The 24,634-nt window shown below is 51.0% G+C and carries 26 protein-coding genes; 15 read left to right on the top strand and 11 right to left on the bottom strand.

Translation table 11 applies throughout. From position 1 onward, the window contains the following. The first annotated feature begins 1 nt into the window (after position 1). Genes SYK_RS10915 through sfsA form a run of 4 tightly spaced genes read left to right on the top strand, consistent with a single transcriptional unit; the run spans position 2 to position 2,931 of the window. A complete protein-coding gene (locus SYK_RS10915) occupies positions 2–358 on the top strand; it encodes a hypothetical protein (RefSeq protein ID WP_281760297.1) in 357 nt (118 codons plus the stop codon). A gap of 3 nt (positions 359–361) precedes the next feature. Further along, positions 362–1,588: a radical SAM family heme chaperone HemW gene (hemW, locus tag SYK_RS10910; RefSeq protein WP_281760296.1), complete on the top strand. Its 1,227-nt coding sequence runs from the start codon at positions 362–364 to the stop codon at positions 1,586–1,588. Positions 1,589–1,603: 15 nt separating this feature from the next. Continuing rightward, positions 1,604–2,200, top strand: coding sequence for a VOC family protein (locus SYK_RS10905; protein ID WP_281760295.1), 597 nt, complete (start codon positions 1,604–1,606; stop codon positions 2,198–2,200). Positions 2,201–2,211: 11 nt separating this feature from the next. Then, positions 2,212–2,931: a DNA/RNA nuclease SfsA gene (gene sfsA / locus SYK_RS10900; RefSeq protein ID WP_281760294.1), complete on the top strand. Its 720-nt coding sequence runs from the start codon at positions 2,212–2,214 to the stop codon at positions 2,929–2,931. A gap of 226 nt (positions 2,932–3,157) precedes the next feature. Here sfsA and SYK_RS10895 read toward each other — a convergent pair whose 3' ends face one another. Beyond that, positions 3,158–3,658 (bottom strand): acyl-CoA thioesterase, encoded by a 501-nt coding sequence (locus SYK_RS10895; RefSeq protein WP_281760293.1) that lies wholly within the window; start codon positions 3,656–3,658, stop codon positions 3,158–3,160. A 1-nt stretch (position 3,659) separates the two neighbouring features. After that, positions 3,660–3,902 carry a hypothetical protein gene (locus SYK_RS10890; protein ID WP_281760292.1) on the bottom strand — a complete coding sequence of 81 codons (243 nt, stop codon included), beginning with the start codon at positions 3,900–3,902 and terminating at the stop codon, positions 3,660–3,662. Positions 3,903–4,008: 106 nt separating this feature from the next. Between SYK_RS10890 and SYK_RS10885 the strand changes: the two genes are divergently transcribed. Beyond that, positions 4,009–4,350, top strand: a complete 342-nt coding sequence (locus SYK_RS10885; RefSeq protein ID WP_281760291.1) for a hypothetical protein — start codon at positions 4,009–4,011, stop codon at positions 4,348–4,350. 78 nt (positions 4,351–4,428) lie between these two features. On the opposite strand, the gene SYK_RS10880 is transcribed toward SYK_RS10885, so the two are convergent. Next, positions 4,429–5,499 carry a M24 family metallopeptidase gene (locus SYK_RS10880; protein ID WP_281760290.1) on the bottom strand — a complete coding sequence of 357 codons (1,071 nt, stop codon included), beginning with the start codon at positions 5,497–5,499 and terminating at the stop codon, positions 4,429–4,431. A gap of 6 nt (positions 5,500–5,505) precedes the next feature. Continuing rightward, positions 5,506–6,867 (bottom strand): protoporphyrinogen/coproporphyrinogen oxidase, encoded by a 1,362-nt coding sequence (locus SYK_RS10875; protein WP_281760289.1) that lies wholly within the window; start codon positions 6,865–6,867, stop codon positions 5,506–5,508. A 92-nt stretch (positions 6,868–6,959) separates the two neighbouring features. Here SYK_RS10875 and SYK_RS10870 point away from each other — a divergent pair, with 92 nt between their 5' ends. The 7 genes from SYK_RS10870 (at position 6,960) to SYK_RS10840 (ending at position 14,358) form a co-directional block, all read left to right on the top strand. After that, positions 6,960–7,280 (top strand): hypothetical protein, encoded by a 321-nt coding sequence (locus SYK_RS10870; protein WP_281760288.1) that lies wholly within the window; start codon positions 6,960–6,962, stop codon positions 7,278–7,280. A gap of 407 nt (positions 7,281–7,687) precedes the next feature. Then, entirely contained in the window at positions 7,688–8,116 is a 429-nt protein-coding gene (locus SYK_RS10865; protein ID WP_281760287.1) for a hypothetical protein, read from the top strand. Beyond that, on the top strand, positions 8,106–9,773 hold the full coding sequence (locus SYK_RS10860; protein ID WP_281760286.1) for a phage tail protein: 1,668 nt from the start codon (positions 8,106–8,108) through the stop codon (positions 9,771–9,773). The genes SYK_RS10865 and SYK_RS10860 overlap by 11 nt, the downstream gene beginning before the upstream one ends. A 35-nt stretch (positions 9,774–9,808) precedes the next feature. After that, entirely contained in the window at positions 9,809–10,276 is a 468-nt protein-coding gene (locus tag SYK_RS10855) for a hypothetical protein (protein WP_281760285.1), read from the top strand. Positions 10,277–10,278: 2 nt separating this feature from the next. After that, positions 10,279–11,265, top strand: coding sequence for a phage tail fiber protein (locus tag SYK_RS10850; protein ID WP_281760284.1), 987 nt, complete (start codon positions 10,279–10,281; stop codon positions 11,263–11,265). Positions 11,266–11,267: 2 nt separating this feature from the next. Next, a complete protein-coding gene (locus tag SYK_RS10845; RefSeq protein WP_281760283.1) occupies positions 11,268–13,751 on the top strand; it encodes a DUF7483 domain-containing protein in 2,484 nt (827 codons plus the stop codon). A 10-nt stretch (positions 13,752–13,761) separates the two neighbouring features. Beyond that, positions 13,762–14,358, top strand: coding sequence for a hypothetical protein (locus SYK_RS10840; RefSeq protein ID WP_281760282.1), 597 nt, complete (start codon positions 13,762–13,764; stop codon positions 14,356–14,358). 51 nt (positions 14,359–14,409) lie between these two features. Here the strand turns inward: SYK_RS10840 and SYK_RS10835 are convergent, their stop codons facing one another. The 4 genes from SYK_RS10835 to SYK_RS10820 all read right to left on the bottom strand — a co-directional run bounded on the left by SYK_RS10835 (position 14,410) and on the right by SYK_RS10820 (position 16,731). Next, positions 14,410–14,922, bottom strand: a complete 513-nt coding sequence (locus tag SYK_RS10835; RefSeq protein WP_281760281.1) for a cupin domain-containing protein — start codon at positions 14,920–14,922, stop codon at positions 14,410–14,412. Positions 14,923–14,931: 9 nt separating this feature from the next. Beyond that, positions 14,932–15,141: a SlyX family protein gene (locus tag SYK_RS10830; protein WP_281760280.1), complete on the bottom strand. Its 210-nt coding sequence runs from the start codon at positions 15,139–15,141 to the stop codon at positions 14,932–14,934. Positions 15,142–15,199: 58 nt separating this feature from the next. Continuing rightward, positions 15,200–16,084 (bottom strand): DMT family transporter, encoded by an 885-nt coding sequence (locus SYK_RS10825; protein WP_281760279.1) that lies wholly within the window; start codon positions 16,082–16,084, stop codon positions 15,200–15,202. 104 nt (positions 16,085–16,188) lie between these two features. Then, positions 16,189–16,731 (bottom strand): hypothetical protein, encoded by a 543-nt coding sequence (locus SYK_RS10820; RefSeq protein WP_281760278.1) that lies wholly within the window; start codon positions 16,729–16,731, stop codon positions 16,189–16,191. 287 nt (positions 16,732–17,018) lie between these two features. Here SYK_RS10820 and SYK_RS10815 point away from each other — a divergent pair, with 287 nt between their 5' ends. Together SYK_RS10815 and SYK_RS10810 are read left to right on the top strand one after the other, a co-directional pair. Beyond that, positions 17,019–18,299: a hypothetical protein gene (locus tag SYK_RS10815; protein ID WP_281760277.1), complete on the top strand. Its 1,281-nt coding sequence runs from the start codon at positions 17,019–17,021 to the stop codon at positions 18,297–18,299. Positions 18,300–18,310: 11 nt separating this feature from the next. After that, complete coding sequence (locus tag SYK_RS10810) at positions 18,311–19,486, top strand: THUMP domain-containing class I SAM-dependent RNA methyltransferase (RefSeq protein WP_281760276.1); 1,176 nt, start codon at positions 18,311–18,313, stop codon at positions 19,484–19,486. Between the two features lie 223 nt (positions 19,487–19,709). Here the strand turns inward: SYK_RS10810 and cydB are convergent, their stop codons facing one another. The 3 genes from cydB to SYK_RS10795 form a co-directional block, all read right to left on the bottom strand. After that, positions 19,710–20,759: a cytochrome d ubiquinol oxidase subunit II gene (gene cydB, locus SYK_RS10805; protein WP_281760275.1), complete on the bottom strand. Its 1,050-nt coding sequence runs from the start codon at positions 20,757–20,759 to the stop codon at positions 19,710–19,712. A gap of 30 nt (positions 20,760–20,789) precedes the next feature. Then, positions 20,790–22,103 carry a cytochrome ubiquinol oxidase subunit I gene (locus SYK_RS10800; protein WP_281760274.1) on the bottom strand — a complete coding sequence of 438 codons (1,314 nt, stop codon included), beginning with the start codon at positions 22,101–22,103 and terminating at the stop codon, positions 20,790–20,792. 116 nt (positions 22,104–22,219) lie between these two features. After that, positions 22,220–23,548: an ATP-dependent 6-phosphofructokinase gene (locus SYK_RS10795; RefSeq protein ID WP_281760273.1), complete on the bottom strand. Its 1,329-nt coding sequence runs from the start codon at positions 23,546–23,548 to the stop codon at positions 22,220–22,222. Between the two features lie 235 nt (positions 23,549–23,783). Between SYK_RS10795 and SYK_RS10790 the strand changes: the two genes are divergently transcribed. Beyond that, a complete protein-coding gene (locus SYK_RS10790; protein ID WP_281760272.1) occupies positions 23,784–24,632 on the top strand; it encodes a zinc metalloprotease HtpX in 849 nt (282 codons plus the stop codon). The last annotated feature ends 2 nt before the right edge of the window (positions 24,633–24,634 follow it).

The following is a 24,634-nucleotide window of genomic DNA, read 5'->3' as shown; positions in this document are numbered from 1 at the left end:
CATGCGCAAGTTGTTCGACCTCCTCTTTCGGCGTGAAGTCGTGCTTGTCGTATTTATGATTCTTAAGACCATTGCCGCCGTCTTTTCCGGGGTGACCGTCAACTCCAACGAAATATGGGGTATTGGTGTCCTTGCAGTGCTGACCTACGGGGTCATCGCCTGGTTCGCTTACAAGCGGCGGGTTATCTCCATTTGGGCCTTGTCCATAATCATGCTTTATGAAGGGGCCGGAACGCTGCTCACGTCCTGGACGTATTTTGCCTCATCGCCAGCCTTGGCTTCCCTCGGATTTGTTGTCGGAGCGTATCTCATCCTTGGTGGGCTGGTCGTGTTCTCCAGCCGTCATGGTCAGGGGTAAGTCATGGGTAAAATCTATGGTGAAGGAGTCCCTGTAAAGCCTGCGTTCCCGGAAGTCAGCAGCCGGGAAAAAGGAACGAATCCCAATGGCAAAGGGCTGTATCTATATATTCATGTCCCTTTTTGCAAATCTCGTTGTTCCTATTGTAATTTTCACTCGCAGGCCTTTAATGATGTCACCTTTGCGTGGTACTATAAGCTGTTGCTGCAAGAGATCGCGTTGTGGGGCAGACGACTGAAGCGGCCGGTCTTGCGGACTATTTATTTTGGTGGTGGTACTCCGAGTCTTATTCCTTTGAATCAGCTTGATCAAATTATGAAGACCCTCGATAAGCACTTCGTGTTGAGTGAGGGCATGGAAGTGACGTTGGAGGCCAATCCTGATTCGGCGCAGGACGTCAGTTATTTCAGAGGGTTGCTTTCTATCGGATTCAATCGTCTTTCTCTGGGGATGCAGAGTGGTAATGACCATGATCTTCAGATCATGAATAGACCGCATTCCGCTGCCATGACCATGCAGGCGTATGCCAATGCCCAACGAGCGGGGTTTGGTAATATCGGACTGGACTTGATTTGGGGGTTGCCTGGTCAGCGGCTTAAGGCATGGCTTGACCAGTTGAAGGTCGTGGCTGAAATGCGGCCCGAGCATCTTTCCGCATATAATCTGACGTTGGAATCCGACACCCTCATGGCGAAGCGGTGCGGCGAGTCCGGCGATCTGACCCTACCCACCGATACGGAGCAGGGGCGGATGTTCATCTATGGCGCTGAATATCTGGAGTCCATGGGATACATGCATTACGAGGTGTCCAATTTCGCGCGCATGGGTTTTATGTCCGTGCATAATTCCGGGTATTGGGATGGGTCAGATTACCTTGGTCTTGGTCCTTCAGCGGTCTCCACTCTCGGTAAGCGTCGTTTCACCACGCCTCGGTACATGGATGAATACGACGCCTATGTGCGTGGTGACATGGTGGGCAATGATTTTGAAGATCTGACCGAGAATGATCTGCTTGCAGAGATGATTATGTTGTCCTTGCGGACCAGTCGTGGTCTTGATCTCAAGGCATTCAGGGAGCGGACCGGGTATGATCTGGTGAAGCGACAGGAGCAGTTGATCTCGGCTTTGCATCGTGAAAATTTGGTGCGTATCAATCAGGGGCGACTTAGGTTGACCAAGAATGGTATGCTCGTGTCCAATGTTATCATTCAGCGGCTCGCTTTCGGATAACAAAAGGAGGATTTCATGCCTCAATACACCGGCGTCAACCATCTCGCCATGGTCACCGGGGATATGGATGGTACCATCCGGTTTTGGCGTGACCTGCTCGGTATGCGTTTGGTGGCCGGACTTGGTCATCCCGGTTATCGTCATTATTTTTTGGAGATTTCCGAACAGGATATGATTGCCTTTTTCGAGTGGCCGGATGTTGAATCACTTGAGGAACGAGATCACGGGTTCCCGGTGAAAGGTCGAATTGGTTTTGATCACGTCTCTTTTGGTGTGGCCTCGGATGATGATCTGTGGGAGATCAAAGATAAGCTTGAGGCGGCTGATCTTTGGTGTTCTGAAGTGGTGGACCACGGGTTTATCCATTCAATCTATGCCTTTGATCCCAATAATATCCCCATCGAATTTAGTGCGCCTGTGGCGGGCGTGGACCTGCGAAAGACGCCGATTATGGCGGATTCCAATCCCAGTATTGAGGCCAGAAAGGGTCCCGAAAGGCAGCCCGGAGTCTGGCCTAAGGTGACATATCCTACCTCTGATGGTGAACGGGAAGTGTATGAAGGAGAAGGACGGCAGGTGGTCGATGCATTGCGGAAAAGGAATGGGAAATAGTTTTGTCTGACATGTCGTGTACGCTTCCGTTTCATGCGCCTTGCCGGACTGCTGCTTTTATTCGGCGTATCAAGCGATTCACTGTGGATGCTGAAGCCCTGACTGGCCCGGATGCAGGTGAGATACTCAAGGCACATACCAATAATACCGGCTCCATGCTCGGGCTGCTCAGGCCCGGCTCTACTGCATTGCTGTCTCCGGCAGCCAATCCCAATCGGAAGCTCAAGTATACCCTGGAGGCGTTGGATCTTGCCGGAACCATGGTTGGTGTGAATACGCTCACTCCCAACCGAATGCTTTATAAGGCTTGGGAAATTAGTGCCTTGTCAGAGATGGATGGCTACGAGTATTTCAAGAAGGAAGCCAAGGTTGGTCAGAGTCGGCTTGATGCGTTTTTGTCCGGCGAGCGTGGTGATCTTTGGGTGGAATGTAAGAATGTCACCATGGTTGAGGACGGTATAGCCTGTTTCCCTGATGCTATCACCGAGCGGGGGCAAAAGCATTTGCGTGAGCTTATGGCACTCGCCAAGACCGGGGCACGAGTGGCTCTTTTCTTTTTGATCCAGCGCTCTGATGGAGATTGTTTCGGGCCAGCGGATTTTATCGACCCTGTGTATGCCGAATTGTTTTACGAAGCGATGGACAAAGGCGTCGAAATGTGGCCCTACGTTGCTCATGTGAATGAGCATGGAATTACTCTGGGGCAACGACTTTCTGTCGTTTTGCCGTGACCGCTTTCAGCGGGACCAGGACGCTGTCCTGGACCAGCCAAAGTCCCCTTTGAAAAGGGTTCTCTGGACTTTCCTAAACTTTTTGGTGCACTTCGCGAAAATTGTCGTTTGTAAAAAAATATTATTCATATAAGTAGCTTCGCCGTAGGCGACACGGGGTTCTCAAGGCCTTCGGCCTTAAGCCGTCGGAGACGAAATCATCTGACAATCCGCCGCAGGCGGTTTTCTATTTCTTCTCAAGACAGATTTTTTGACCTGCTTCCAACTCCAGTTCCTTTTTGCGAAGTTCTCGCCGAAGCACGGCCTCTTTATGTCGCCGTTTGGTTGTCTCATTTTCAAGTGTGAGCGGCGGAACCGGGGTCGGTTTGCTGTCTTCACCCAACGCCACATAGGTCAGATAGGCGGAATTTGTGTGACGCACTTCTCCGGTGGCGAGGTTCTCGGCTTCCACTCGGACGCCGATTTCCATACTGGACCGACCTACATAGTTGAGGCTCGCCTTGAAGGTCAGCAGTTCACCCATATATGCGGGCTGCTTGAAGGCCATGCGGTCGATGGATACTGTGACGACATTGGTGCGCGAGTGCTTCTTTGCGACCACACCGCCTGCCGTATCGATATGCTTGAGGATGACGCCACCGTGCAAATTGCCGGCGGGATTGGCGTCCTGTGGCAGGACCAGATGGGTCATGACCACGGCGGATTCTGTGGCGGATTTCGGTTCCATATTAATCCCCTCGTGTTTTTCCGAATTGAACGCGGGCTTCCCAGACTAATTTGCCGACCTTGCGGCCGAGGTCTTGCTGCCGCGCCTTGATAAGGGCTTCGGCTGCATCCGGGTTGCCTTGCTGTTTGAGCAAGGTGGCTGATTCGATGTCGCGTAAATGTTTTTCGCACTCACGGATCATGCCTGAAAGGTTCAAGGTCTCGAATTCCTTGGGGACGCGGACGCTACGGACTTTCTTGCTCATGGCCACCTCACATGTTTTCACTCTGTCATTCAAAACGATGACAGAGCGTAGCCTCTTGGTCAAGGGGGTGATTGGCGGGATGTTGCGGTATCAGACGGTTTGAGGCATGATCTTGACCATGTTTGATTCTCCGGCATTCAAAGGCATTATTCGCAACATCTGCACCACCGTGACTATTATCGGTCTGTGCCTGCTTGGTTTGGTTGGTCTTGATGCCTATGAAGGTACTTTAGCTGTCAAGTACTTTTCAGGCAGTCAACTTGTCGCAGAGCACCATACATATGCCCTGCTTTTGGCACTTCCGGTGCCTTTGCATATTATCTTTATCGGTCTGATCGTACAGAAACGATGGTTGTCCGAACCATTGGCCCGTTTCGCATGGTTCGGCATTGTCAGCTCCGGCCTCTGGTTGGGGGTGGCGTTGGCTGTGAAGATGTTCTTGCTTTAGTGTATATTTTTTTGCAATGAAAAAGCCCTGATACCAATGAAGTATCAGGGCTTTTTTTGTTATTGAATCAGGATAGGACTACAATACTCGGCAGCCGTCTTCGGTGACCAGTATTTCGTATTCCCAGCGGATGCCGCCCCATTCGGGGTCGTAAAGGCCGGGTTCTACTGTGACCACCATGCCTGCTTCCAGTACGCCTCTGGCACCCCTGGACAGACTCGGAGGTTCGTGGGTCTCCAGACCAACACCGTGGCCGAGACCATGGGTGAACAATGACTCTACACCAGCCTTCTCAAAAACGGCGTAGGAAGCCTTGTAAGCGTCTACAAAGGGTAGACCCGGACGGATGATGTCGATGGCGACCTGTTGTGCTTCACGGACTTGATCCATGGTCTTTTTGAAGCGGTCGGATGGCGTGTCGCCGACCCAGAAGGTGCGTGTCTGGTCGGAATTGTAGTCCAGATACCGGCACCCTGTATCGATGAGGACCAGTTCGTTGTCTCTCAGCTTGGTTTCACTGGGGATGCAGTGGGGCTTGGCCGCGTTGGGGCCAACGCCGACGATGGTGGAGAAAGCCAATTCTTCGGCTCCCTGTTCACGGAAAAATTTTTCAACTTCCCAGGCGATTTCCACTTCGGTTTTACCGGGGACAAGTTGCCCTTCAATGTATTCGAAAAGTTCATGGTTGAGTCGGATGGATTCTTCCATGCGTCGGATTTCTTCGTCATCCTTGTACAGGCGCAGGCTCTCAACTACGTTTTCCGTGAGGGTTAGTTGGACCAAAGAGCTGAGCTTGTCGTAGTCGAAAAGATGCAGCGCTTTGGGTTCGAATCCCATGGAAGTAATGCCTTTTCCCTTGAGGAATGCGCAGACTTCATCGTGTTTTCTGGCCGCATAGATGCCGATATTCTTTTCATCCCAAACCTGTCGGGCTGCATCCATATACCGGGGATCGGTGAAGAGGTAGTCGTCGCCATCTGCCGTGATGAGCAGCCAGCCAGCGGATTCATTGCACTGTGGATCGTGCAGTTCAAAACCGGACAGGTAATAGCGGTTGGCGGCGTGGGAAACGAGCAAAGCAGGAAGATTACGCGCCTTGAGTTCTTCTTTCAGAGCTTCGCGGCGTAGTTCAAAAACAGCTGTATTCATGGTGTGTTAATCCAGTGTATAGGTCTTTTCAGGTGTGCCGAGGACCATGCGTTCTGCCCATTCCACACCCTGCATAACCGAGTGGTCCATGTTGGCGACTTCATATTTCCAGCCACCGAAACGGCCTCGGGAATAGATTTGCATGGCTTCCAACGTCGGTTGAAGTACGGCAAGAGCCTTGTCGCGCTCCAGACAGGGTACGGGGTATCCGTAATCCACAGCGATATCCCATGTGGTCAGGATGTCGTCTTTCCTGGCCGCGTCCATCATGGAAGTGTTTACCAGACCCTCTATGGTGCGGTCCATCAGTTCGTTGAGCTTTTCCGGCTTGTGTTCGGAGAAGGATGATTCACACATGAATCCGAGTTGCTGTCCCGGTTTGGCCACGTTGTTGGGTGAGTAGTTATGGAAATTTGTGACCCTGTAAAAGGGTGAATTTGACTCTGGGTAGTACATCCAGCACCGGGAATTGCGCTCGGCGTCATTTTTAATGTCCATGCCCACGCCTGCCACATAGACCGAATTATGGGTGAGCTTGCCAGCGGCATCTATCATAGTATCATCTTTTTCGGTGAGCCATTGGCTTGCCAACATGTCGAGAGGAGCCGTGTTGAGCAGGGTCTCGTATTCGATTTCAAGCCCTTCAGCAGTCGTTGCTTTTTTGCTTTTTGCATCAATGGCGACCACAGATTGCCCGTATTGAATACGGTCTTCCATGCGTGAAGCCAGACGCCGGAATATTTCACCCGTGCCACCCTTGAGCGGAAATTTGAAAGTATTGTTTGGTCCCCAGGCAACATCGTCCTGTTCAAGGATAATGTTTTTGAGCACTTTTTTCAGGTCCACAACAGACACGCGTTCGCCGATCCAGTTGAACTGCATTAATTCAGGTGGCGTGGCCCATACTTTAAAATTGTATGGGGTCATGAAATGTTTTGCGATGCCCGTCCCGAAAATAGAGTCGATCCACTGTGCGAAATTTGTGGGCGAGACTTCGGTCCTGTTTCCCGGCAACAGTCCTTTGACACATTCCCACCGTGCCTCTTTGGGCAGATGGCGGATATTGTTCTGAAACGGGTATGGCACCCATGTGTCGTTGGAACGGACCCATGATTCTCGTTCGTGTTCCAGTCGTTCGTCGCCGAGTAGGGAGTCCATGAGCGTGTCGAAATATTTATAATGGGAAAAGACAACGTGTCCACCGATGTCCCAAGTGAATCCTTTGTCATCCGTGAAACTGGCCGACAAACCGCCTGCGTAGTCGTTTTGTTCCAGAATCAGGAAATCGTCATTGCCCAGTTCTTTCAGTCGATGAGCCGCGCCAAGTCCGGTGGGGCCTGCTCCGATAATCAAATATTGAGTTTTCACAACGTGTCCTTGAAAGCGTTTTGGGGAATATATTGCCAACCGATTCGATATATCAAATTTAATGCCAAGCAGGGTTTTCCGGTCTGTCAAATATGAATGATTATACTATCATCGCCCTTGCCATTCCTTCTGAGGAGGATTATTTTCTAAGTATGACAAAGAAATTTGATCCTGAAACTCTGTATGTGGAGTGCCACCGATGTGGCCAGCCAGTCCTTTGGCGGCCAGGCATGACAACTCGGCTGCTCAAGTTGGCCGGAATCGATGTGTCTACTCTTGATCAACGGTGCGTGATTCTGTCCGAAGGATGCCCTGCCTGTATGCCCGGTGAGACAACTTTTACCACGCAGGTCATTCGTTTGAACCGTGAGAAGGGAGGCGGTGACGAACCGGTGTCCGCAGCGGTGAATTAATCGTGTGCATCCGCACGGCGTTTTTAATGCCCTTATTTCAGCTTAAACTGTTGAAATAAGGGTTTTTTTTGTTGTATTTTTTTATCTTTTGCTTCCCCTGCCGATCGAGAATTTCCTTTGCCTGTGTTTTGGTATGTCATTGGATACTCATTCGTATGTCATTCTTTCACATCTTGTGTCTTATAACCGTAGTTTTAGATTTGAATATAGCTGTAACTATTTGATATTATGTCGGTAAAATATTCCTATTGAAGCATCCCCGTCATCGTCATTCCTAAAACATCGTCAAGTTGTTTTTTTATACCTCTCGGCTCCTGTGAGTACCGGATCGTTCTCCGGTGCGAAAACCGGGGCTACGCTCTGTCGCATGCCAGGGGTGAGCCCCCGATAAAAGGAGCCAGCGAGTTATGAGTATAAGTACACCATCAGTGACAAATTTTACAGCGGGTGAAATCAGTCCCCGTTTGGACGGACGAACTGACATTTCCAAATATTTCAACGGATGCCGAATTCTAGAGAATTTTCAAGTACATCCCCACGGTGGGACGACTCGACGGTCCGGTTTTCGATTTTTGGCAGAAGCCATAAATTCGAAAAAAAAGGCGCTGCTTATACCGTTTGAATTGGATGGTTCACGAACTTTTGTTGTGGAGTTTGGTGAGGATCAATCCGGGCAAGGGCGTATGCGTGTTTTTTCAGCCCTGACGAGAGAGAGCGAATTCGAGGGAGACATCCCCTACAAGGCACAGGAATTCAAACAGCTTCGGTATGCACAGTCCGGTGACATGCTTATTGTCGTGCATCCCGACCATCCCCCCCCGCACCGTGAAACGTGAAAGTGTTGAGGCGTGGACCATTGAAGAAATGGTTTTTATCGGCAAGCCAAAATCCTGGGCTGAAAATAATTATCCGTCAGTGGTTGGCTTTTATCAACAACGACTGGTTTTGGCAGGGATACCGGACAAACCTGACACCTTGTGGATGTCCCGTGTTGGAGAGATGAAGGATTTTCGTCTGAAGACGTGTGAAGTGCCATTCGACGGCTGGCGTGACCGTGAAATCAAGGATGCCAACAGTGATGGCTTTCGTGATGGAAAAGCCGGTGACACAATTGAGTTGCTCGACGGTGACGGTTTTGAAGCAAAAGACGGTCTCAAGGGACAGCACGGGGATGGCTCCACTCGGTATTACAGATACAAAGGCGCGAAAAATTATGTGGCTACCGGCTCCAATGTCACCATCACCTTTAAGGATTCGCCGGGAGACAAGCAGATTGAATCCATTTGGGATGCAGCCGGAGAACTTCAGAGCGAGTTTTGGGAATGTTTTGAGGTCGGCGACAGGACGGCTGCTCCGGCAGGAGAAAAACCGCTTGATGATGACGCCATTGAAGTCACTCTGGCCGGTCATCAGGGGAATGGAATTGAGTTCATTGTTCCTCGTAACCTTTTGTGGGTCGGCACGGCGGGTGGTGAGTGGACATTGGGCGGCGGCATGAGTGAGCCTGTGACGCCAGAAAATATCAAGGCCAATCACGAAGGTACCAGTGGGGCTTCTCCCACTCGGCCTGAGTCTGTTGGATTTGCCACGCTCTATATTCAACGGGCGGGCAAGAAGATTCGAGAGATGGCCTATCGATATGAATCCGACGCCTATGTTTCCAAGGACCTGACCATTTTGTCCGAACATATCACCGAAAGCGGATTGACCCAGATGGCCTATGTGCAGGAGCCGGACTCCATTGTGTACGGCGTACGCAAGGACGGGGTCATGGTTGCTATGACGTATGTGCCGGATCAGGAGGTCGCGGCATGGTCTCGAATCCTCACTGACGGAATCGTGGAGGGTGTCACGTCAATTTATAGTGACAGGGACAAGCGAGATGAATTGTGGATTGTCGTTCGTCGTGTCGTCCGAGGAGTTGATCGGCGATTTCTCGAAATTCTTGAAGGGGATTTCGACGGATCAATTACCAATGGTTTTTTCGTGGATAGCGGCGTGACGTATGAAGGCGAGCCTGCGGTCACCATGGGAGGACTGGGGCATCTCGCGGGGCGGACGGTGTCTGTGCTCGCTGATGGAGCTGTCTTGGCCGACAGAGCCGTGGCGGACGATGGAACCATCCAGCTTGATCGTTTTGCTTCCACGGTCCATGCGGGGCTGCCCTTTGTCTCCAAAGTCCAGCCGATGCGTATTGAATCGGGGAGTCAGCGTGGCACGGCCCAGACCAAGAAGAAACGTATCGTCAAGGTGGCGGCTCGATTTTACAATACTTTGGGCGGCAAGATTGGCCCGGATGAGCAACATCTTGAGCCGGTCTACTTCCGCACAGCTGCCGTCCCCATGGGGTATGCCCCTGACGCATTTAGCGGCGACAAGATCGTGAATTTCCCTAAAGGCTGGAATCGGGACGGTGTGCTTACCATTGTGCAGGATCAACCTCTGCCCATGTCGGTTTTGCTCATTGTTCCATATCTGGTGGTCAACGAATAACCGGGATCAACCCTGAAATATATAAGGATAAGATTATGGGAACCAATTCGACGCAGGCTTTAAACATGGTTCAGGACGGGCTGGGGCTGGTCCAGGATTTTCAGAAAATGGTGGGGAACCCCTCTTCGGGTGACAATTCCAGTGAAGAGCAGGCCAGACTCAGGGAAACTGATGCCAAGCGTAAGGCCTGGGAAACACAACGACATGCGGCGGGTGATGCTGAGGATTTGCGATCCGAAAGAGAACGAGGTCGGTCCAGACGGGCCGCCGGGTGGGGTGGGTCGAACCTTGTCATGTCCGGCTCCAAATCATTGGTTCGGGACGCTGATCGCATCAAGGACAGGCAGGATGAAGAAGACGTGTTGTTCGAAGGTGCTGCAGATGCCGAATCCTCCCTTCAGGATGGGAGGAACAGTGCGAACATGTTGCGCATCAATAGTGGCGCGTCACCCAATCGTTCCATTTTGTCCATGGGATCGAAAATCTATGGAACGGGGAAATAGTCATGACTATCGCATCACTGAAGACAAGAGATTATTTTGATGGGAATGGGTCGACTTGCGTTTTTGAACTGCCGTTTATGTTTATGCGGGATGAAGACGTTAAAGTTCTTGTGAGTGACGTTGAAGGCGTTGAAACCGTACAGATTCTTGGCTCTGATTATACACTGACAGGGGCCGGAGAACAGGCGTGTGGGGAATGCCACATGAACCGGACTTTGCAGAAGGGGGAGGTCCTGTTTGTGCGTCGTTGTCCTGCTTTGACCCAGGAGGCGGATTATCTCGAGAATGGGGCTTTTCCTGCCGCATCCCATGAAGCGGCTCTGGATAAGTTGACCATGATTTGTCAGGCGTTGTCCGAACGGCTCGATAGGACGATCTCGTTGCGCATTTCATCCGCCGTAGAAGGTTTGGTTTTGCCGGAACCAGCCGCAGACAACGTCCTTGGTTGGAATGCCGCTCAAGATAATTTGGAAAATAAGGAGATCATAGATTTTGGTCAGGTTGCTATTCCTATCTCTGTGACGCAGGGCGGAACCGGGGCCACGAATCCCACGGAGGCCCTGATTGGCCTTGGGTTCGGAGCGACTGGTATGGCTGTGTCCTGTTGCAGTACCGGAGAGGAAGTTCTTCAGACCATTGATTCGGAAGGGAACATCGTTCGGACTCTTTCCGGCAGTTTGCTCAAGGCTGTCTATGGAGATGAGGCCCAGGTACATACCGGTACGGATTTGTCCGAACTGGTGGTGGAACGCAATCATGTTGTCTGGACCCTAACGGAAGAAAGCCATTTTACGGATGTATCCCTGCCGTATGATGGGACCTATGTCTTTCACGTATATCCCGCAGGCTACGAATTGAATCTGGCAGTTTCCTACAAGATGAGTGAAATGCTGGCGAGTCCCAATCCATTGGCTGGGGAAATTCGTGTGGTGGTTGAGCAATTCAATGCACGCAAGACCATTCTTGTTGTGCAGAATATGGAGGTCTAGCCATGCTCACACCAAAGGAAACAGTTGGTGGAAGGGCTGTCTATCCGATTGAGATAGCCTATTCCGCCCTTTGTGAGTCGGGGTTCTCCTCTTCAGCCACGGTTGGGTATGGTTGTACAATCCATTTTGGATTCAAGCCGACAGCCGTTAATCCCGTCAAACCGCTTGGCGATCCGACGAATCACTATTGGATCACTATTCAGAAAGTCGGGAACCTTCGCGTCAATGTTTACAAAAATACAGTGAAAATCGGAGAGTTCTCCGGGGCTGTCCCTTCAACCCATGCCGCTTTCGTGTCGGCTGTCCTGACTGAGTTTGCCGGAACTGACAAGGGCTATTATTCTGACCTGATTGTTTTTGATGATAATGCAACATGGCCAAATCCTTTTAATTTTCTGGAAGTGTCAGATATTGTTTCCGGTCTTGTCGTTCGGCGTCAGAAGCTGGATGAATATATTATAAAACATACCTATTTGGGTTTTTCGGACGCCTCCAATTTGGGGAAAGACAGTTCTGGTAATGGGAACGACTGGACCTTTAACAATGCGACGCAGACCGTGGACACGCCAACCAACAACTTTTGTGTGTTGAATCCTTTATCTTCGTTGGACAATGGGACGGTTCAGTATTCTCATGGAAATTGTGTCAGAAAATGCACTGGTGGTGCAGGCGATGAATGGTCCACAGGCACATATGTTTTGCCGAAGATCGGCAGGTGGGCATGGAGGGTTGAAACTACTGCGATGTCAGGTCCTCAATCTTTTTCCGGAATCATGAAGGTTAAGGGCGCATCCAAAAGCATGGTCGGTCTAACAGGTGATTCCTGGGGTGGCAGTGTCGCTAAAAACAACTTGCTCCCTTCGTCTGCAATCATCATGTATGATGCTGATTTGAGAGAACTCAGGATCATGAGGGATAATTCTCCCGTCGAGATTTGGAACAACGGGGTTGCTGTAGGGACCGTCGCCATAGTGTCTGATGGGGACTATGTTCCGGTATTTGGTAAGTACAACAGTGGAGATACCCTTAGCAGTGTTGTCTCTTTTGGTTCCGAAGACTTCGATTGGCTTCCCGCCGGATATCTGCCGCTTTGTTCCAATAAACTCCCAACTCCCTGTCCCCTTGTCTCTGCAACCGTTGTAGATATCGTCTGTCGGGTGGGAGAAGGCGAGGATGCAGGAGCAAGTCTTGTTGATGGTGCTGTCGGTACACCGATTGGAAGTACGTGGACATACAATTCAGACGGTAATCTGAGCAAAGCATTTAATGGAATAACGTTGTCCATTAGTTCCAATGGTTCTCAGAGGCTGGCCAATGCTGGCCCATCTCCGATGATTGGAAAGATATGGGATGAGCCGAAATTGATTTCCCGCGCACGGTGGTACGGGGCTTCCAATTATGGAATTACCTATCAACATCATTCTCGTGAAATACAGTTTCAAGGGTCGGATGATGGAACACATTGGGAAACGCTTGGAACCCTAACCATTACTGACGAAAAAGTCGCTACCATAGATTACGCAGGGTCTGTCGCCTATCTGCAACATCGGATGCTGATTCCGGGGGCGGGCGTGGATACGGTGTACCTTATCGAAGCTCAATTCTTTACTGGAAAAGTGGGGACCACAGCTATTTGCTCATTGGGTTTTTGTCCTGATTTTGTAAATATAAAAAATAGGGATTGTTCTTTTAAGTGGACACTTTGCGACTCTAAGCGTGGCGCGACAAAGATGTTGAATACAAACTACGATGTGTGGGAGAGGTCGTCTGCCATTGCTCTCAAATCGTTTGATAGCAATGGATATTCGTTAGGTCCGAATGATAATTGCAATAAATTTGATGACAGGTTTATCGATCTTTGTTTGAAGGCCGGAAGTGCGCATGGGTTTGAGATTGTGACATTTGATCATGTTTCAGGCGTTGAAACCTCCGTGGGGCATGGATTTGGAAAACCTGTGACCTTTGCAATGGTCAAGCGGAGAGACGGGGAAGATCCATGGCGGATATACCATACTGCTCTAGGGCAAGCCCTTGGGTTGAAATTCGATACTACCGCCGCAAGCCCTATGTCGTGGAGTAATACAGCCACCTCATTTGGCTTTTCTCACGACGCGCCGACGGGTCAATATGTCGCGTACCTGTTCACTGATTCAGACGTGTTCAAGGCCTTTTCGTATGTTGGCAATGGCCTTGCTGACGGTCCGTTTGTGAGCCTTGGCGGGAAACTGCTTTCGGTCCCCTTCCTCAAAAATACAGCGTCTTCATCTACTGATTGGCAGAACTTTGATACCCGGAGGTCAATGACCAATCCGGTCAACGAGGGGCTTATCCCCTCGGATAATAGCGCCGAGTGGACAGGGGATGTTGTCCTTGCGACATCGCAGGGCTTTAAGGTCATTCGCCCGGATGCGTGGATCAATGGTGCTGCCAGTACAGTCGTTGGCCTCGCCATTCTTGAATCAACAAAATACAGCAACGCCTTTTAAGGAGAACGTCATGTTTAGATATTCCGATGGTACTTATCGACAGAATCCCCCGGCCAAAGTCGAGCACATGGGGCTTATTCGAAAATTTACAGACTTGTCTCGAGAACAGTGGGATGGGTTGGGTTATAATGAAGCCGTCCCCATCGATCGGGAGCCGTTTACAACCTATGTAACCGAGTGGTGTAAAAATGATGATCTGATTTTTCGGGAAAAGATCATCACGGCCACGGTGGATGAAACTGCCAAAATGAATGCCGCCCGCAAAGCTAAACAGCGGGAAATATCCAATCTTGCAGATTCCTTTATCATGGAGGTTGAAGGCAAGTATGGGTTGATGGAGCGACAGACCTGGGGACAGCAATACGCCGAGGCCCTTGCGTATCGTGCTGATCCTGAATCAAGTGTTCCGCTTCTGGATGTCATTGCCGTGAACAGGGGCATGGACGTGTCTACATTGGCTATGCACATCGTTGAAAATCGTGCAGCCTGGGGACTGCTTGCCGGGACAATTGTCGGCCAACGGCTTGCCTATCAGGACAGATTGGATGCGGCGGTTACTGCTGCGGAAGTGGAAGTCATTGAAGTCTGTTACGTTGAGTCGGTATAAGCGTTTGTGCCGATTTGTGAAAGGGGCGTCTTCATATGAAGACGCCTTTTGCTATTTGGTTGTCAGTCTGCTGATTTGCACTTCGAAATCTGGGAATTTTTCGATGAGGTCATGCCGCGTGCCATGAGAATAGTCTGCGAATTCAAAGCCAGGGGCGACAGTGCATCCCATGAGGGCGAAGGTGCCACCGGGGAGGAGGCGCATACCCTGCCACGAGGAACTCGGAACTCTTACCTGTGGATTTTGGTCGGACAGCAAGTCGTTTCCTAAAGTAATGATTTCCCCATTTCCATTTGGATGAAGCTGGAGCATCTCGCACGGATCTCCTGCATAAAAATGAAATATTTCATCGGTCACGAGGCGATGCATATGAGAATAAGTGTCCGGCGTTAGCAAGTAGTAGATGGCCGTAGAGTGGCAGCGGTTGCCAGAGTACCGTTTGGGTAAAATCTCTTGCGTGAAAGATTCCTCGGAACGGTGGGTTTCAAGAAACCAACCACCTTCTTCCGGGTGCGGGATGAGTCCGAGGTGGTCGATGACTTGTTGTGCTGTGGGGTGTGTCATGGAACGCCTTTATCCGTTATAGTGAGGCGGCGGAACGTCCAATCCGCCTGATTGTTCCATGTCTGCATCCAGTTCGCGGACTTTACCCGCCAACCGACGTACCAATTGTTCCAAACCTGTGATCTGCTGTTGTTGTTCAAACAACTGATCGTTTAGTTTTTCCATGGTCCTGTCCTGAAGAGCCACAAGGCTTTCCAGTCGTTCCAAACGTTTTTCCATGATGTCCTCCTTGGAGAACCCATTGTGCGCCATGCGCTGTGTGTTGGCAATGAAAGGGTTACTGTCTGTTGGTCAGGTATACGCCTGTGATGACCATGAAGCCACCGAGGGCCAAAGAAAGATGGATAGGTTCATCCAGCAGGAAAAAGCCCATGACCACTGCGAATATGGGGACCGTGTTGATGAAGATACCTGATCTGGATGCACCGATGATGGAAATGGCTTCATAGTACCAACAATAAGCGAATCCTGTCGCGAGAACTCCGAGAAAGACGACACAAACCCATCCTACGGGCGGGACGTTGCTGATATCCGAAATCAGGCCGTTTGCGAAGGCTGCGGGGATGAGCAACATCGTTCCGAAAATGCAGGACCATGCCACTGAAGTGAGGGGAGACAGGGTTTTTGTGACTGATCGTCCACCCATCGTATAGGCGGTCCAACTGGCTACACAGCCGAGAATCAGGAAGTCTCCCCGACTCACTCCCTCGGAGAGAAGGGCGAGAGGACTGCCGTTGGCGATGACCACGGATACCCCGACGAGAGAAATGAGTGCGCCAACGATGCGTATCGGGCCGAATCTTTCCTTGTAGAACACGGCCGAGAGTACGGAGATGCAGACCGGAATACAGGCCACGATGAGCGCGGCACGTCCGGCTGAAGTCGTCTGTAGCCCGGTGAAAAAGAAGTAGCTATAGGCGAATACGCCCGTCGCACCGAGGCCGAGGACCGGTATGATTTCGTGGCGGGCGAGTCGAGGAATGCGTCCTTCTGTTTTCCAGCACATCAAGATGAGCGTTGCTGAAGCAAATGTAAAACGCAGAAAAGCTGCGGACATAGGGTGTATGTACTGTACCAGAACTCGGCCAGCCACCCAGGTGCCGCCCCACAGCATCATGCTGGTAATGAGCAGAACGTATGTGTATGTGAGTGATTTTTTCATAGTGTTGAAAAAGGATATACGCATGTTGGTTTTATTTATCCAGACGAAAAAAGGCACACATCCGGTGGGACGTGTGCCTGAAATTCCGCGGAGAGCGGGTGCAATTAGTCCAATGAGACCTCGTCGATGGCACCTCGGAACAGGTCGGTCCTTTCTGACATTGCAGTCTGGCGAAGGCTTAATTCGTTGTTGGATTGCGCCTTGAGAAAGGCCATGCGTCGTAGCTCCAGTCGTTCAAATTGCACCTGGCGGCGGCCCATGAGATTCTCGATCCGGTGCTGTCGGGCTTCTTCGGCCATGGATGGTGTCTGGTCAATTTCTGCTTCCGCAACCATGACAGGTGCTTCAGGCCCTGCGGGGTCATCCTGCATATACTCGGGTAGTTCAAACGCTTCGCCGGAAACCATGGCGTTGATCTTGCCCTCAATGACTTCACCGGGGTCCTTGTCATTGGCAGCGTATTCGTAAGAGAATTCACCTATGGTGTAGGCTGTCGAAATATACTGAAGCGGCGCGAGCCCTGCAAAACTGCCTAAACTCAACAACGGTCCCACTACTGCGCATCCCGGCAAAAGTCCGAGTAGCAGAGTCAGGAGAAATGCAGTGAAAACCGGTTTCCCGGAATTAATCAGTGCAACCTTTTTCATGGACACTCCTATCGGAATATCGTTGTCCACACATGCCCCCCAGGCTTGGTAACACCGTGCTACTATACAGGAATTTTTTGTATTAAACAATATTTTCAATTTCTTTAAGGGGTTGCATGTTTTCTTAATTATATCGGCACATTGTCTCTTGTGTGGAAATTTGCAGCGAATCTTTAATAATCGCGGTGAGTTAAAAAAACATATTTTTAAGAGGCTTTAGGGGAACAAACTCCGGGTGTGGAATCCGCCTTTACCTGCGTTACCCAACAAGGTAACTGACGGTGCGTATGAAACAGGAACAACCCGTATCCGGTGCCGCAACCAGACTGGCACCATTTCCTCTTGCCATTGCATATGTGGCTGTGCCGTTGGTGGCAGTGTTGAGCGTCTTTATGCCTTCGACTCGACCTGTTTCGCCAGTCCTGCCGTGGTTGCTTCTTGCCGGTGTCGGGGTAATCTACGCCATGTTGTTCCGCCGTTCCGGTGCTCGTCTTAAAAAGCGTTTCTTTTTTGAAGTGGGAATGTTTATTACGTTGGTCTTTATAGTTGTCAAAAATGGTCAGGATCTCATACATCAGTTGAAAATTTTTGTGCCAGTAGTTGTCGAGTTGACGCCAGTGGTCATGCTCGTATTTTGTTTCTTGTGGATCATCACCTTTGGCTTGCCGGATAGGGCTGATTTTCAACGGTATGGCGGCCTGCTTGGTCTCCTGTGCTTGATTGATCTGGCGGTCGAGGCGTCTATTTATCACAGTGCGCCTGTTACGCGTTGGATTGGGAATATCGACATTCTGGCCGGGTTGCTGCTGCTTTCTTTGTGCGCCAGCCTTCGGTGTGGAGAAAACGACGGCGGCGTATACGAACCTGATCAGGGAAGGCCGGTGTGGCGGTTCTTGATTTTGCTTGGCATAGCAGCCACTTTGTCCCGGACCGGTCTGTTTGCTGCCGGTTGGATATTTCTTTGTTTTGGCCGTGGGTCAAAGACTATTCGTACAGTAGTTCTACTTGCTTTTTTATTGTTGATCGGTGTGACCTTTCTTTTACCAACGACTTCCTCCGAAGCCGTTCGCTATGTGGATTATTGGTTGTGGGCCAAATCTTTGTCTCTGTTTGTCAGCGACCCTATGTTGCTTTTGACCGGTCTTCCTTTGACCAAGGCCCTGCCTTTGACTTTCCCGCCCGGTATGGCCGGGCTTTGGGAAGCCGCGACAGGATCGCTTGCTCTTATGGGAGCGCATCTTCCTCAGGTGTCCGCATTCTGGCTTCGGCTTGTTCTGGGGTGGGGCATGATTCTTCCGGGTCTTTGTCTGGTTGTTTTGTTTGTCCTATTGTATCGTAGGATGTCACGATTGGGCGCAGGGCTGTTCGTTGTCTTGTTTACCTTGGGGATGGTTGTTCCCTTGTTGTTTGATCCGTCATTGGGTGTTGCCACTGGCCTGGCTTTCTTTTTGGCCCTGTCCAGTCCCGCCCCCTTGCCCAATGTCAGGACGGCTTCCGTTACTGACTTTTCATCCGGTCCCGCCGCCGATCATGATCCTGTGGTCGAGTGGGACATGCGTCCTTTATAATCGAGGTTTTCATGGATATTTTTTCTCAAGAGGCCCCCATTCTCGTCACCTGTCCCAAGGGTATCCCCGAGTATCTTGACCGTGAGCTTGAACAGCTCGGGTATTCTCGCAGGTATGTCATGGATGCTGGCGTTCAGACCTATGGTTCACTCAAGGATTGCATGAACCTGAATCTCTGGATTCGAACCGGTCATCGCGTGCTTCTTGAGCTTAAGCGATTCCGCGCTTTTGATACTGATGAACTCTATCGTGAAATTCGGTCCCTTCAATGGGAAGAGTTTATTGCCAAAGACGGGTATTTTCGAGTGGATGCTTCCATTCGCGATACAACGGTTACAGATTCCAGATTCGCTGGTTTGCGGGTCAAGGATGCTGTGGCTGATCGCTTCATGGAGATGTTTGATGTGCGGCCGGATTCAGGCCCGGAGACAACAGGTGTCTGTTTGTTCCTGCATTGGCGGGAAAATCAGGCGACCATCTATCTCGACACAACAGGTGATCCTTTGCCTCGGCGTGGGTACCGCAAGCGTCCCCACACTGCACCCATGCAGGAAACGCTGGCTGCTGCCTGTGTACTTTCTTCAGGATGGCCAGAGCTTGCCAAGCAGGGCGGACATTTCATCGGTCCCATGTGTGGCGCAGGCACTCTTGCCATTGAGGCTGCACTTATGGCTCTGAATGGTGCTCCTGGGTTGTTGCGGGATGATTTCGCTTTTAAGCAGCTTCTTGGATTTGATCAGGAATTCTGGGATGACATGCTCGGTCAGGCCGAAGATGCAGAGAACCCTGAAATCAAGGGTCGGATTATCGCGACCGATCATGATCCTGAAGCTATCGAGGCCGCCAAGGATAATGCCCGTCTCGCAGGAGTCGGTGATTTTATTGAGTTTGCTCTCTGTGATTATTCGGAAACAGAGATTCCTGAAGGTCCCGGTATTGTTATGCTCAACCCGGAATATGGCCAGCGGCTTGGCGAAATTCAACAACTCGAAAGTGTTTATAGTGGCATCGGCGATTTCTTTAAGCAGCACTGCGGTGGCAAAACAGGGTTTATTTTTACAGGTAACTCCAGTCTCGCCAAGCGCATCGGTTTACGCACTAAGAGTCGAAAGATTTTCTGGAACGCTAAAATCGAATGCCGGTTGCTCGAATACGAACTTTACGCCGGAACCCGTAAACAAAAATAACCGAATGCTTCCGGCGGGCCTACCGGCGGTCGTTTTCAGCGGGACCAGAGAACCTTTTCCAAAAGGTTCTCTGGACTTTCCAAAATTTTTTGTGTCGCTTCGCGAAGGCTGTCGTTTATAAAAAAAAATTATATCCTCCTTCGCCGAAGGCGGTTTAATGAATACAATAAAAGCCCTGCCCAGTTAACTGGGCAGGGCTTTTATATTTCAATTGGTTTGTGGCCTAGTAATGAATATCTTCATCTGTGATAGGCGTTGCAAGGGTCTTGTATGCCCAGAATTGGTAACCGATAATCAACGGGATGAAAATCACGGCCACGCCGAGCATAATTGTCAGCGTCAATTCACTCGATGAGGAATTCAGAATGGTCAAGCTGTTGGCCGGGCTTGGGTTGGACGGGATAATGGCCGGGAAGATACCGACTACACCGAACAACGCTGTCCCGCCGATGTACAGGCAAGATGCGCCCCATGCCATCCAGTACTTCTTCGCGCCGAGGTAGGTGCGCATGAGCACCAGGCCGGCCACGGGCAGCAATAGGATGACGAAGAGGATCGGGTAGACCAGGTAGTTGGTGAACAGCTTGGTGCTCACGGCTGTGAAGGCGAGGAACAGGACCGTCAGGACGACTTCAACTGGCCAGAGCTTGATGGCCAAATTCTCGGCCCGCGTATGCAGTTCGCCGGTAGTGCGGATGGTCATCCAGAGTGCGCCGTGCATCAAAAAGATGACGACGAACAGCACGCCGCCAGCAAGACCGTACGGATTGAGCAGGCCGAGTAGTCCGGCCTGGGAGAATCCGGTTGCATCCAGAGGCAGTCCCTGGAAGATGTTTCCAAAGGTAACCCCGAGAAGCAAGGCGGGAAGGAAGGAACAGACCGCGTGGGCGGTGTCCCAGAGTTTTTTCCAGCCGTCATGTTCCACCTTTGAACGGAATTCAAAGGACACACCGCGCACGATGAGGGTGAACAAGAGCAGCATGAGGGCAGTGTATAGCCCGCTGAACATCTGGGCATATGCATATGGGAAGGCTGCGAAAGTGACACCACCTGCTGCGATCAACCAGACTTCGTTGCCGTCCCAGAATGGGCCGGTGGAATTGAGCATGGCCCGTTTCTCTGCTTCATCCTTTGCAAGGAAGGGAAGTAGGGTCCCCACGCCAAGGTCAAAGCCATCCAGAATGAAATAGACGGCCCAAAGCACACCCCAGAGGACGAACCAGATCATCGCCAGGTAATAGTGCAGCGAACCGATTTCTATCAGATTTTCCATAGAGTAACTCCTTCTATTCGCACACTCAGGCTAGACCTGGATGGGGCTGTTGTCTTCGGGACCCTTTTTGGCAAGCTTAATCATCAGCCATATACCGGCTGCACCAAGCAGGGAATACAGGAGGCACATGAGAACGAACGAGAATGTGACCTCGCCCGCCCCGACTGGTGAAACGGCATCCGAGGTGCGCATGAGTCCGTAGACGATCCACGGCTGACGTCCGACCTCTGCCAGAGTCCAACCGGCCCAGATGGCGATATAGGGAAGCGGAATGCAGTACGGTAGTACTTTGAGGTACAACGGAATTTTATCAAGCTTGTTGCGCATGACCCAACCGAGCAGAGCAATTGCAGGCATCAGTGTTCCGATGCCAACCATGGTCCTGAAGGCCAGGAAAGTGATGAGCACAGGCGGACGGTCTTCCTTGGGGAAGTCGTTCAGCCCTTTCACCTCGGCGTTGAAATCGTTGTAGGCCAGGAAGCTTAAAGCACCGGGGATCGGTAGGGCTTCCACCAGATTGCCATCTTCACCCGGAACAACCAGCAGGTACATGGGCGCATTGGTCTGGGTTTCCCAGTGGGATTCCATGGCAGCCAGCTTGGCGGGTTGCTTGAGGGACATGTTGTTACCATGGATGTGCCCTTCGGCCGCAACGACTATGGAGAAGACCAGTGCTACGGTGACACCGATATTGAAGGACTTCTGGAAGAAATCGACTTCACTCTTTCGGATTAAGTGCCATGCGGAGACGCCCATGAGGAAGAATCCTGCGAGACACAAAGCCGCTGGGATCATGTGGAAGAATTCCAGCCATGCCCACTTGTTGGTGATGACTGCCACAAAGTCGGTCAGCTCAGCGCGACCGTTACGGAGGACAAAACCGGTCGGGTCTTGCATGAAGCCGTTGGCAATGAGAATCCAGATGGCGGACAGGTTGGAAGCACCGGCCACCAGCCATGCCACGGTGGCGTGAGCCTTGGGTGACAGTTTTTCCCAACCGAAATGCCAGACGCCGATAAAGGTGGATTCAAGGAAAAATGCGGCTGTCGCTTCAATGGCGAGCAGCGAACCGAAGATATCGCCCACGTAGGCGGAGTATCTTGACCAGTTTGTGCCGAATTGGAATTCCAGCGTGATACCGGTGACAACACCGAGGGCAAAGTTGACCAGGAAGATTTTTCCCCAGAATTTTGCCATTTTTCGATACACTTCATCGCCGGTCTGGACATACCTTGTTTCCATGAACGCGATGAGTACCGATAGCCCCAGAGTCAGTGGGACGAAGATGAAGTGAAACATGGTGGCCGCAGCAAATTGCAGCCGTGAAAGCATCAGCACATCCATACAAACCCCCTTGCGGATATTGCTCGTAAACTTTTACCAAAAATTTATTCAAGATTCTGAGGACCCTATACCTATCTTTTGTCTTTATCAACAATAATTATCACTCTCATAAGTCGTTATGAATTTTTCAGGCTTGTTGGTTGCCCTGTGGACTCAAGCACTGCGCGCCAGTAATTGGACTGAACGTTGATACGTTTTTTCCCTTTAGTCACCAACTCTATGGGAATGTGGACGTACCGTCCGTTCCAGCGGGAGATGACCATCCCTGTGCGTCCGGTCATGCCTGCATGGACGGCGTTGATGCCGAGGAATGAGCAGTAGATACGGTCGTTGGCGTTGGCCGGGACGGAACGGATGATATAACTCGGGTCGATGTATTTCAGGGTCGGCTCGATCCCTTGATCTTCGAAGTACGTGATGATTTCTTTTTTGAGTAGGGAGGCGATGTCGCTCAGTTGGACATTGCCCGAAGCATCTTTCTGGCTGGATTCTTTGAGGAGTTCCTGCCCTGCCCCTTCAGCCACCACGATGACCGCATCACCACTCTTTCTCATTCGTTTGTCCAGAGCGGCCAGAAGACCATTTTCACCATGAATGTCGAACGGATCTTCGGGGATGAGACAGAAGTTGACTTCTTGGCAGGAGAGTGCACTTTGTGCGGCTATGTAACCTGCATCACGTCCCATGACCTTGACTAGGCCAATACCCCAGGGTGCGCCCGTGGCTTCAACATGTGCGCCCTTGATGGCCATGGCCGCAGTTTCTACGGAGGTGTCGAAGCCGAATGATGGCGAGGCATAATTGATGTCGTTGTCAATGGTTTTTGGCAGTCCCACTACAGAAATGGACAGGCCCCGGTGAGAAATTTCTTTTACGACCTTGGAGGCGGCCCGCATGGTCCCGTCACCGCCGATCATGAACAGGATGCCGACATTCATGCGCTCCAGAGCATCCACAATAGCTTCCGGTTCCTGAGGACCTCGGGAGCTGCCAAGCACGGTTCCACCGAATTCGTGGATGCGGCTGACATATTCCGGGGTCAGGTCGATTACGTCATAGCCTTGTTCTGGTACAAATCCGGCCAGACCATACTGGATGCCGAAGACAGATGTGACCTTGTATTCGTGGTGGGCGGTCATGACGATAGCCCGGATAACATCGTTCAGGCCGGGGCACAGGCCGCCGCAGGTTACGACAGCACATTTGGTTTTGCTCGCGTCATAATAGATTTTTTCACGGGGCCCGGCGGCTTCGAAATAAACATGGTCCGGGGTCTTCTTGCTCCGGTTGGAACCATCCACATTTCTGCGAGAGATGTTTACCAGAACCGCTTCATCATCTTCGGCGAATCTTCCGAAATTAATTGGATTTTTGATCTTGGCTGGACCAACGGTCAGAATTTCAGTGCTTTTTGGCATTACAGTTTCGTCCTGGTTTGTTTTCATAAACGATCTCCCGGGCGCGAGGGTGGTTATTGAACATGTAAATATAATGATTTTGGCGCTTGGGCAAATTATAAATGCGTTTTCTCGGCGCGTTATGCAAATAATTGTCATTCAATTATGTGACAGCAGAGCTTTGTGGCCGGATTTCTCCCTTTGCCTTTCTCTTGACCTTTGTACCCGAATTCCTATCTATTGGCAGTCAACAAGTTGAAATATTTTGGAGGATACAGCTGACATGACCAGTCAGATAAAGACAGTTTTGCTTCTGGGCTTACTCACCGGCCTGCTCATGATGCTCGGCGGTGCCATGGGGGGCCGTGTTGGTTTGTTTCTGGCCTTTGGCCTTGCCATGCTCATGAATGTGGGTAGCTATTGGTATTCGGATAAAATTGTGCTCAAGATGTACAAAGCACAGGAATTGTCTCCGGGCGATGCTCCGCATATCCACCGTGTAGTGGAAGAAATGGCCGTTTCCGCAGGCATTCCCAAGCCGCGTGTTTTTCTCATCCCTCAAGATTCGCCCAATGCCTTTGCAACGGGGCGTAACCCTGAGAACGCCGTGGTGGCTGTCACTCGTGGTATCGTCAACATCCTGAGTCCCGACGAACTCAAAGGTGTGCTTGCGCACGAACTCGGGCATATCGCCAATCGTGATATTCTCATCCAAACTATCGCGGCGGTGTTGGCCGGGGCTATTGTTTTTATTGCCAACATGTTGCAGTGGACCGCTATTTTCGGTGGTTTTTCCCGTGACGACGATGAAGGCGGCAGCCCTCTTGCTGCGTTAGCCATGGCCTTTCTTGCTCCCGTGGCGGCCGGATTGATTCAGATGGCTATTTCCCGTTCCCGTGAATATTTGGCTGATTCAACCGGAGCGCGACTTGCGCAGAATCCCCTGCATCTTGCCGGGGCATTGGCAAAACTTGATGCAGCCTCTCGACAGGTTCCGCTTGAGGGCAGCCCGGCCACGGAAAACATGTTTATCGTCAATCCTTTTTCGGGCAGACGGACCATGTCCCTGTTCGCGACGCATCCTCCCATTGAAGATCGTATTGCCCGGCTTCGTGCCATGGCAGGAGAATAAAT

This window comes from Pseudodesulfovibrio nedwellii, assembly GCF_027923765.1.
Lineage (GTDB): Bacteria > Desulfobacterota > Desulfovibrionia > Desulfovibrionales > Desulfovibrionaceae > Pseudodesulfovibrio > Pseudodesulfovibrio nedwellii.
The sequence above is the reverse complement of the archived record's forward strand: the minus strand, read 5'-3'. Positions and strand labels throughout refer to the sequence as shown.

What these genes read in the sequence shown, in the direction of transcription:
- SYK_RS10915 (WP_281760297.1), top strand. Translation starts at nt 2, where the DNA reads ATGCGCAAGTTGTTCGACCTCCTCTTTCGGCGTGAAGTCGTGCTTGTC.
- hemW (WP_281760296.1), top strand. Translation starts at nt 362, where the DNA reads ATGGGTAAAATCTATGGTGAAGGAGTCCCTGTAAAGCCTGCGTTCCCG.
- SYK_RS10905 (WP_281760295.1), top strand. Translation starts at nt 1,604, where the DNA reads ATGCCTCAATACACCGGCGTCAACCATCTCGCCATGGTCACCGGGGAT.
- sfsA (WP_281760294.1), top strand. Translation starts at nt 2,212, where the DNA reads ATGTCGTGTACGCTTCCGTTTCATGCGCCTTGCCGGACTGCTGCTTTT.
- SYK_RS10895 (WP_281760293.1), bottom strand. Translation starts at nt 3,658, where the DNA reads ATGGAACCGAAATCCGCCACAGAATCCGCCGTGGTCATGACCCATCTG.
- SYK_RS10890 (WP_281760292.1), bottom strand. Translation starts at nt 3,902, where the DNA reads ATGAGCAAGAAAGTCCGTAGCGTCCGCGTCCCCAAGGAATTCGAGACC.
- SYK_RS10885 (WP_281760291.1), top strand. Translation starts at nt 4,009, where the DNA reads ATGATCTTGACCATGTTTGATTCTCCGGCATTCAAAGGCATTATTCGC.
- SYK_RS10880 (WP_281760290.1), bottom strand. Translation starts at nt 5,499, where the DNA reads ATGAATACAGCTGTTTTTGAACTACGCCGCGAAGCTCTGAAAGAAGAA.
- SYK_RS10870 (WP_281760288.1), top strand. Translation starts at nt 6,960, where the DNA reads ATGAATGATTATACTATCATCGCCCTTGCCATTCCTTCTGAGGAGGAT.
- SYK_RS10865 (WP_281760287.1), top strand. Translation starts at nt 7,688, where the DNA reads ATGAGTATAAGTACACCATCAGTGACAAATTTTACAGCGGGTGAAATC.
- SYK_RS10855 (WP_281760285.1), top strand. Translation starts at nt 9,809, where the DNA reads ATGGGAACCAATTCGACGCAGGCTTTAAACATGGTTCAGGACGGGCTG.
- SYK_RS10850 (WP_281760284.1), top strand. Translation starts at nt 10,279, where the DNA reads ATGACTATCGCATCACTGAAGACAAGAGATTATTTTGATGGGAATGGG.
- SYK_RS10845 (WP_281760283.1), top strand. Translation starts at nt 11,268, where the DNA reads ATGCTCACACCAAAGGAAACAGTTGGTGGAAGGGCTGTCTATCCGATT.
- SYK_RS10840 (WP_281760282.1), top strand. Translation starts at nt 13,762, where the DNA reads ATGTTTAGATATTCCGATGGTACTTATCGACAGAATCCCCCGGCCAAA.
- SYK_RS10835 (WP_281760281.1), bottom strand. Translation starts at nt 14,922, where the DNA reads ATGACACACCCCACAGCACAACAAGTCATCGACCACCTCGGACTCATC.
- SYK_RS10830 (WP_281760280.1), bottom strand. Translation starts at nt 15,141, where the DNA reads ATGGAAAAACGTTTGGAACGACTGGAAAGCCTTGTGGCTCTTCAGGAC.
- SYK_RS10825 (WP_281760279.1), bottom strand. Translation starts at nt 16,084, where the DNA reads ATGAAAAAATCACTCACATACACATACGTTCTGCTCATTACCAGCATG.
- SYK_RS10820 (WP_281760278.1), bottom strand. Translation starts at nt 16,731, where the DNA reads ATGAAAAAGGTTGCACTGATTAATTCCGGGAAACCGGTTTTCACTGCA.
- SYK_RS10815 (WP_281760277.1), top strand. Translation starts at nt 17,019, where the DNA reads ATGAAACAGGAACAACCCGTATCCGGTGCCGCAACCAGACTGGCACCA.
- SYK_RS10810 (WP_281760276.1), top strand. Translation starts at nt 18,311, where the DNA reads ATGGATATTTTTTCTCAAGAGGCCCCCATTCTCGTCACCTGTCCCAAG.
- cydB (WP_281760275.1), bottom strand. Translation starts at nt 20,759, where the DNA reads ATGGAAAATCTGATAGAAATCGGTTCGCTGCACTATTACCTGGCGATG.
- SYK_RS10800 (WP_281760274.1), bottom strand. Translation starts at nt 22,103, where the DNA reads ATGGATGTGCTGATGCTTTCACGGCTGCAATTTGCTGCGGCCACCATG.
- SYK_RS10795 (WP_281760273.1), bottom strand. Translation starts at nt 23,548, where the DNA reads ATGAAAACAAACCAGGACGAAACTGTAATGCCAAAAAGCACTGAAATT.
- SYK_RS10790 (WP_281760272.1), top strand. Translation starts at nt 23,784, where the DNA reads ATGACCAGTCAGATAAAGACAGTTTTGCTTCTGGGCTTACTCACCGGC.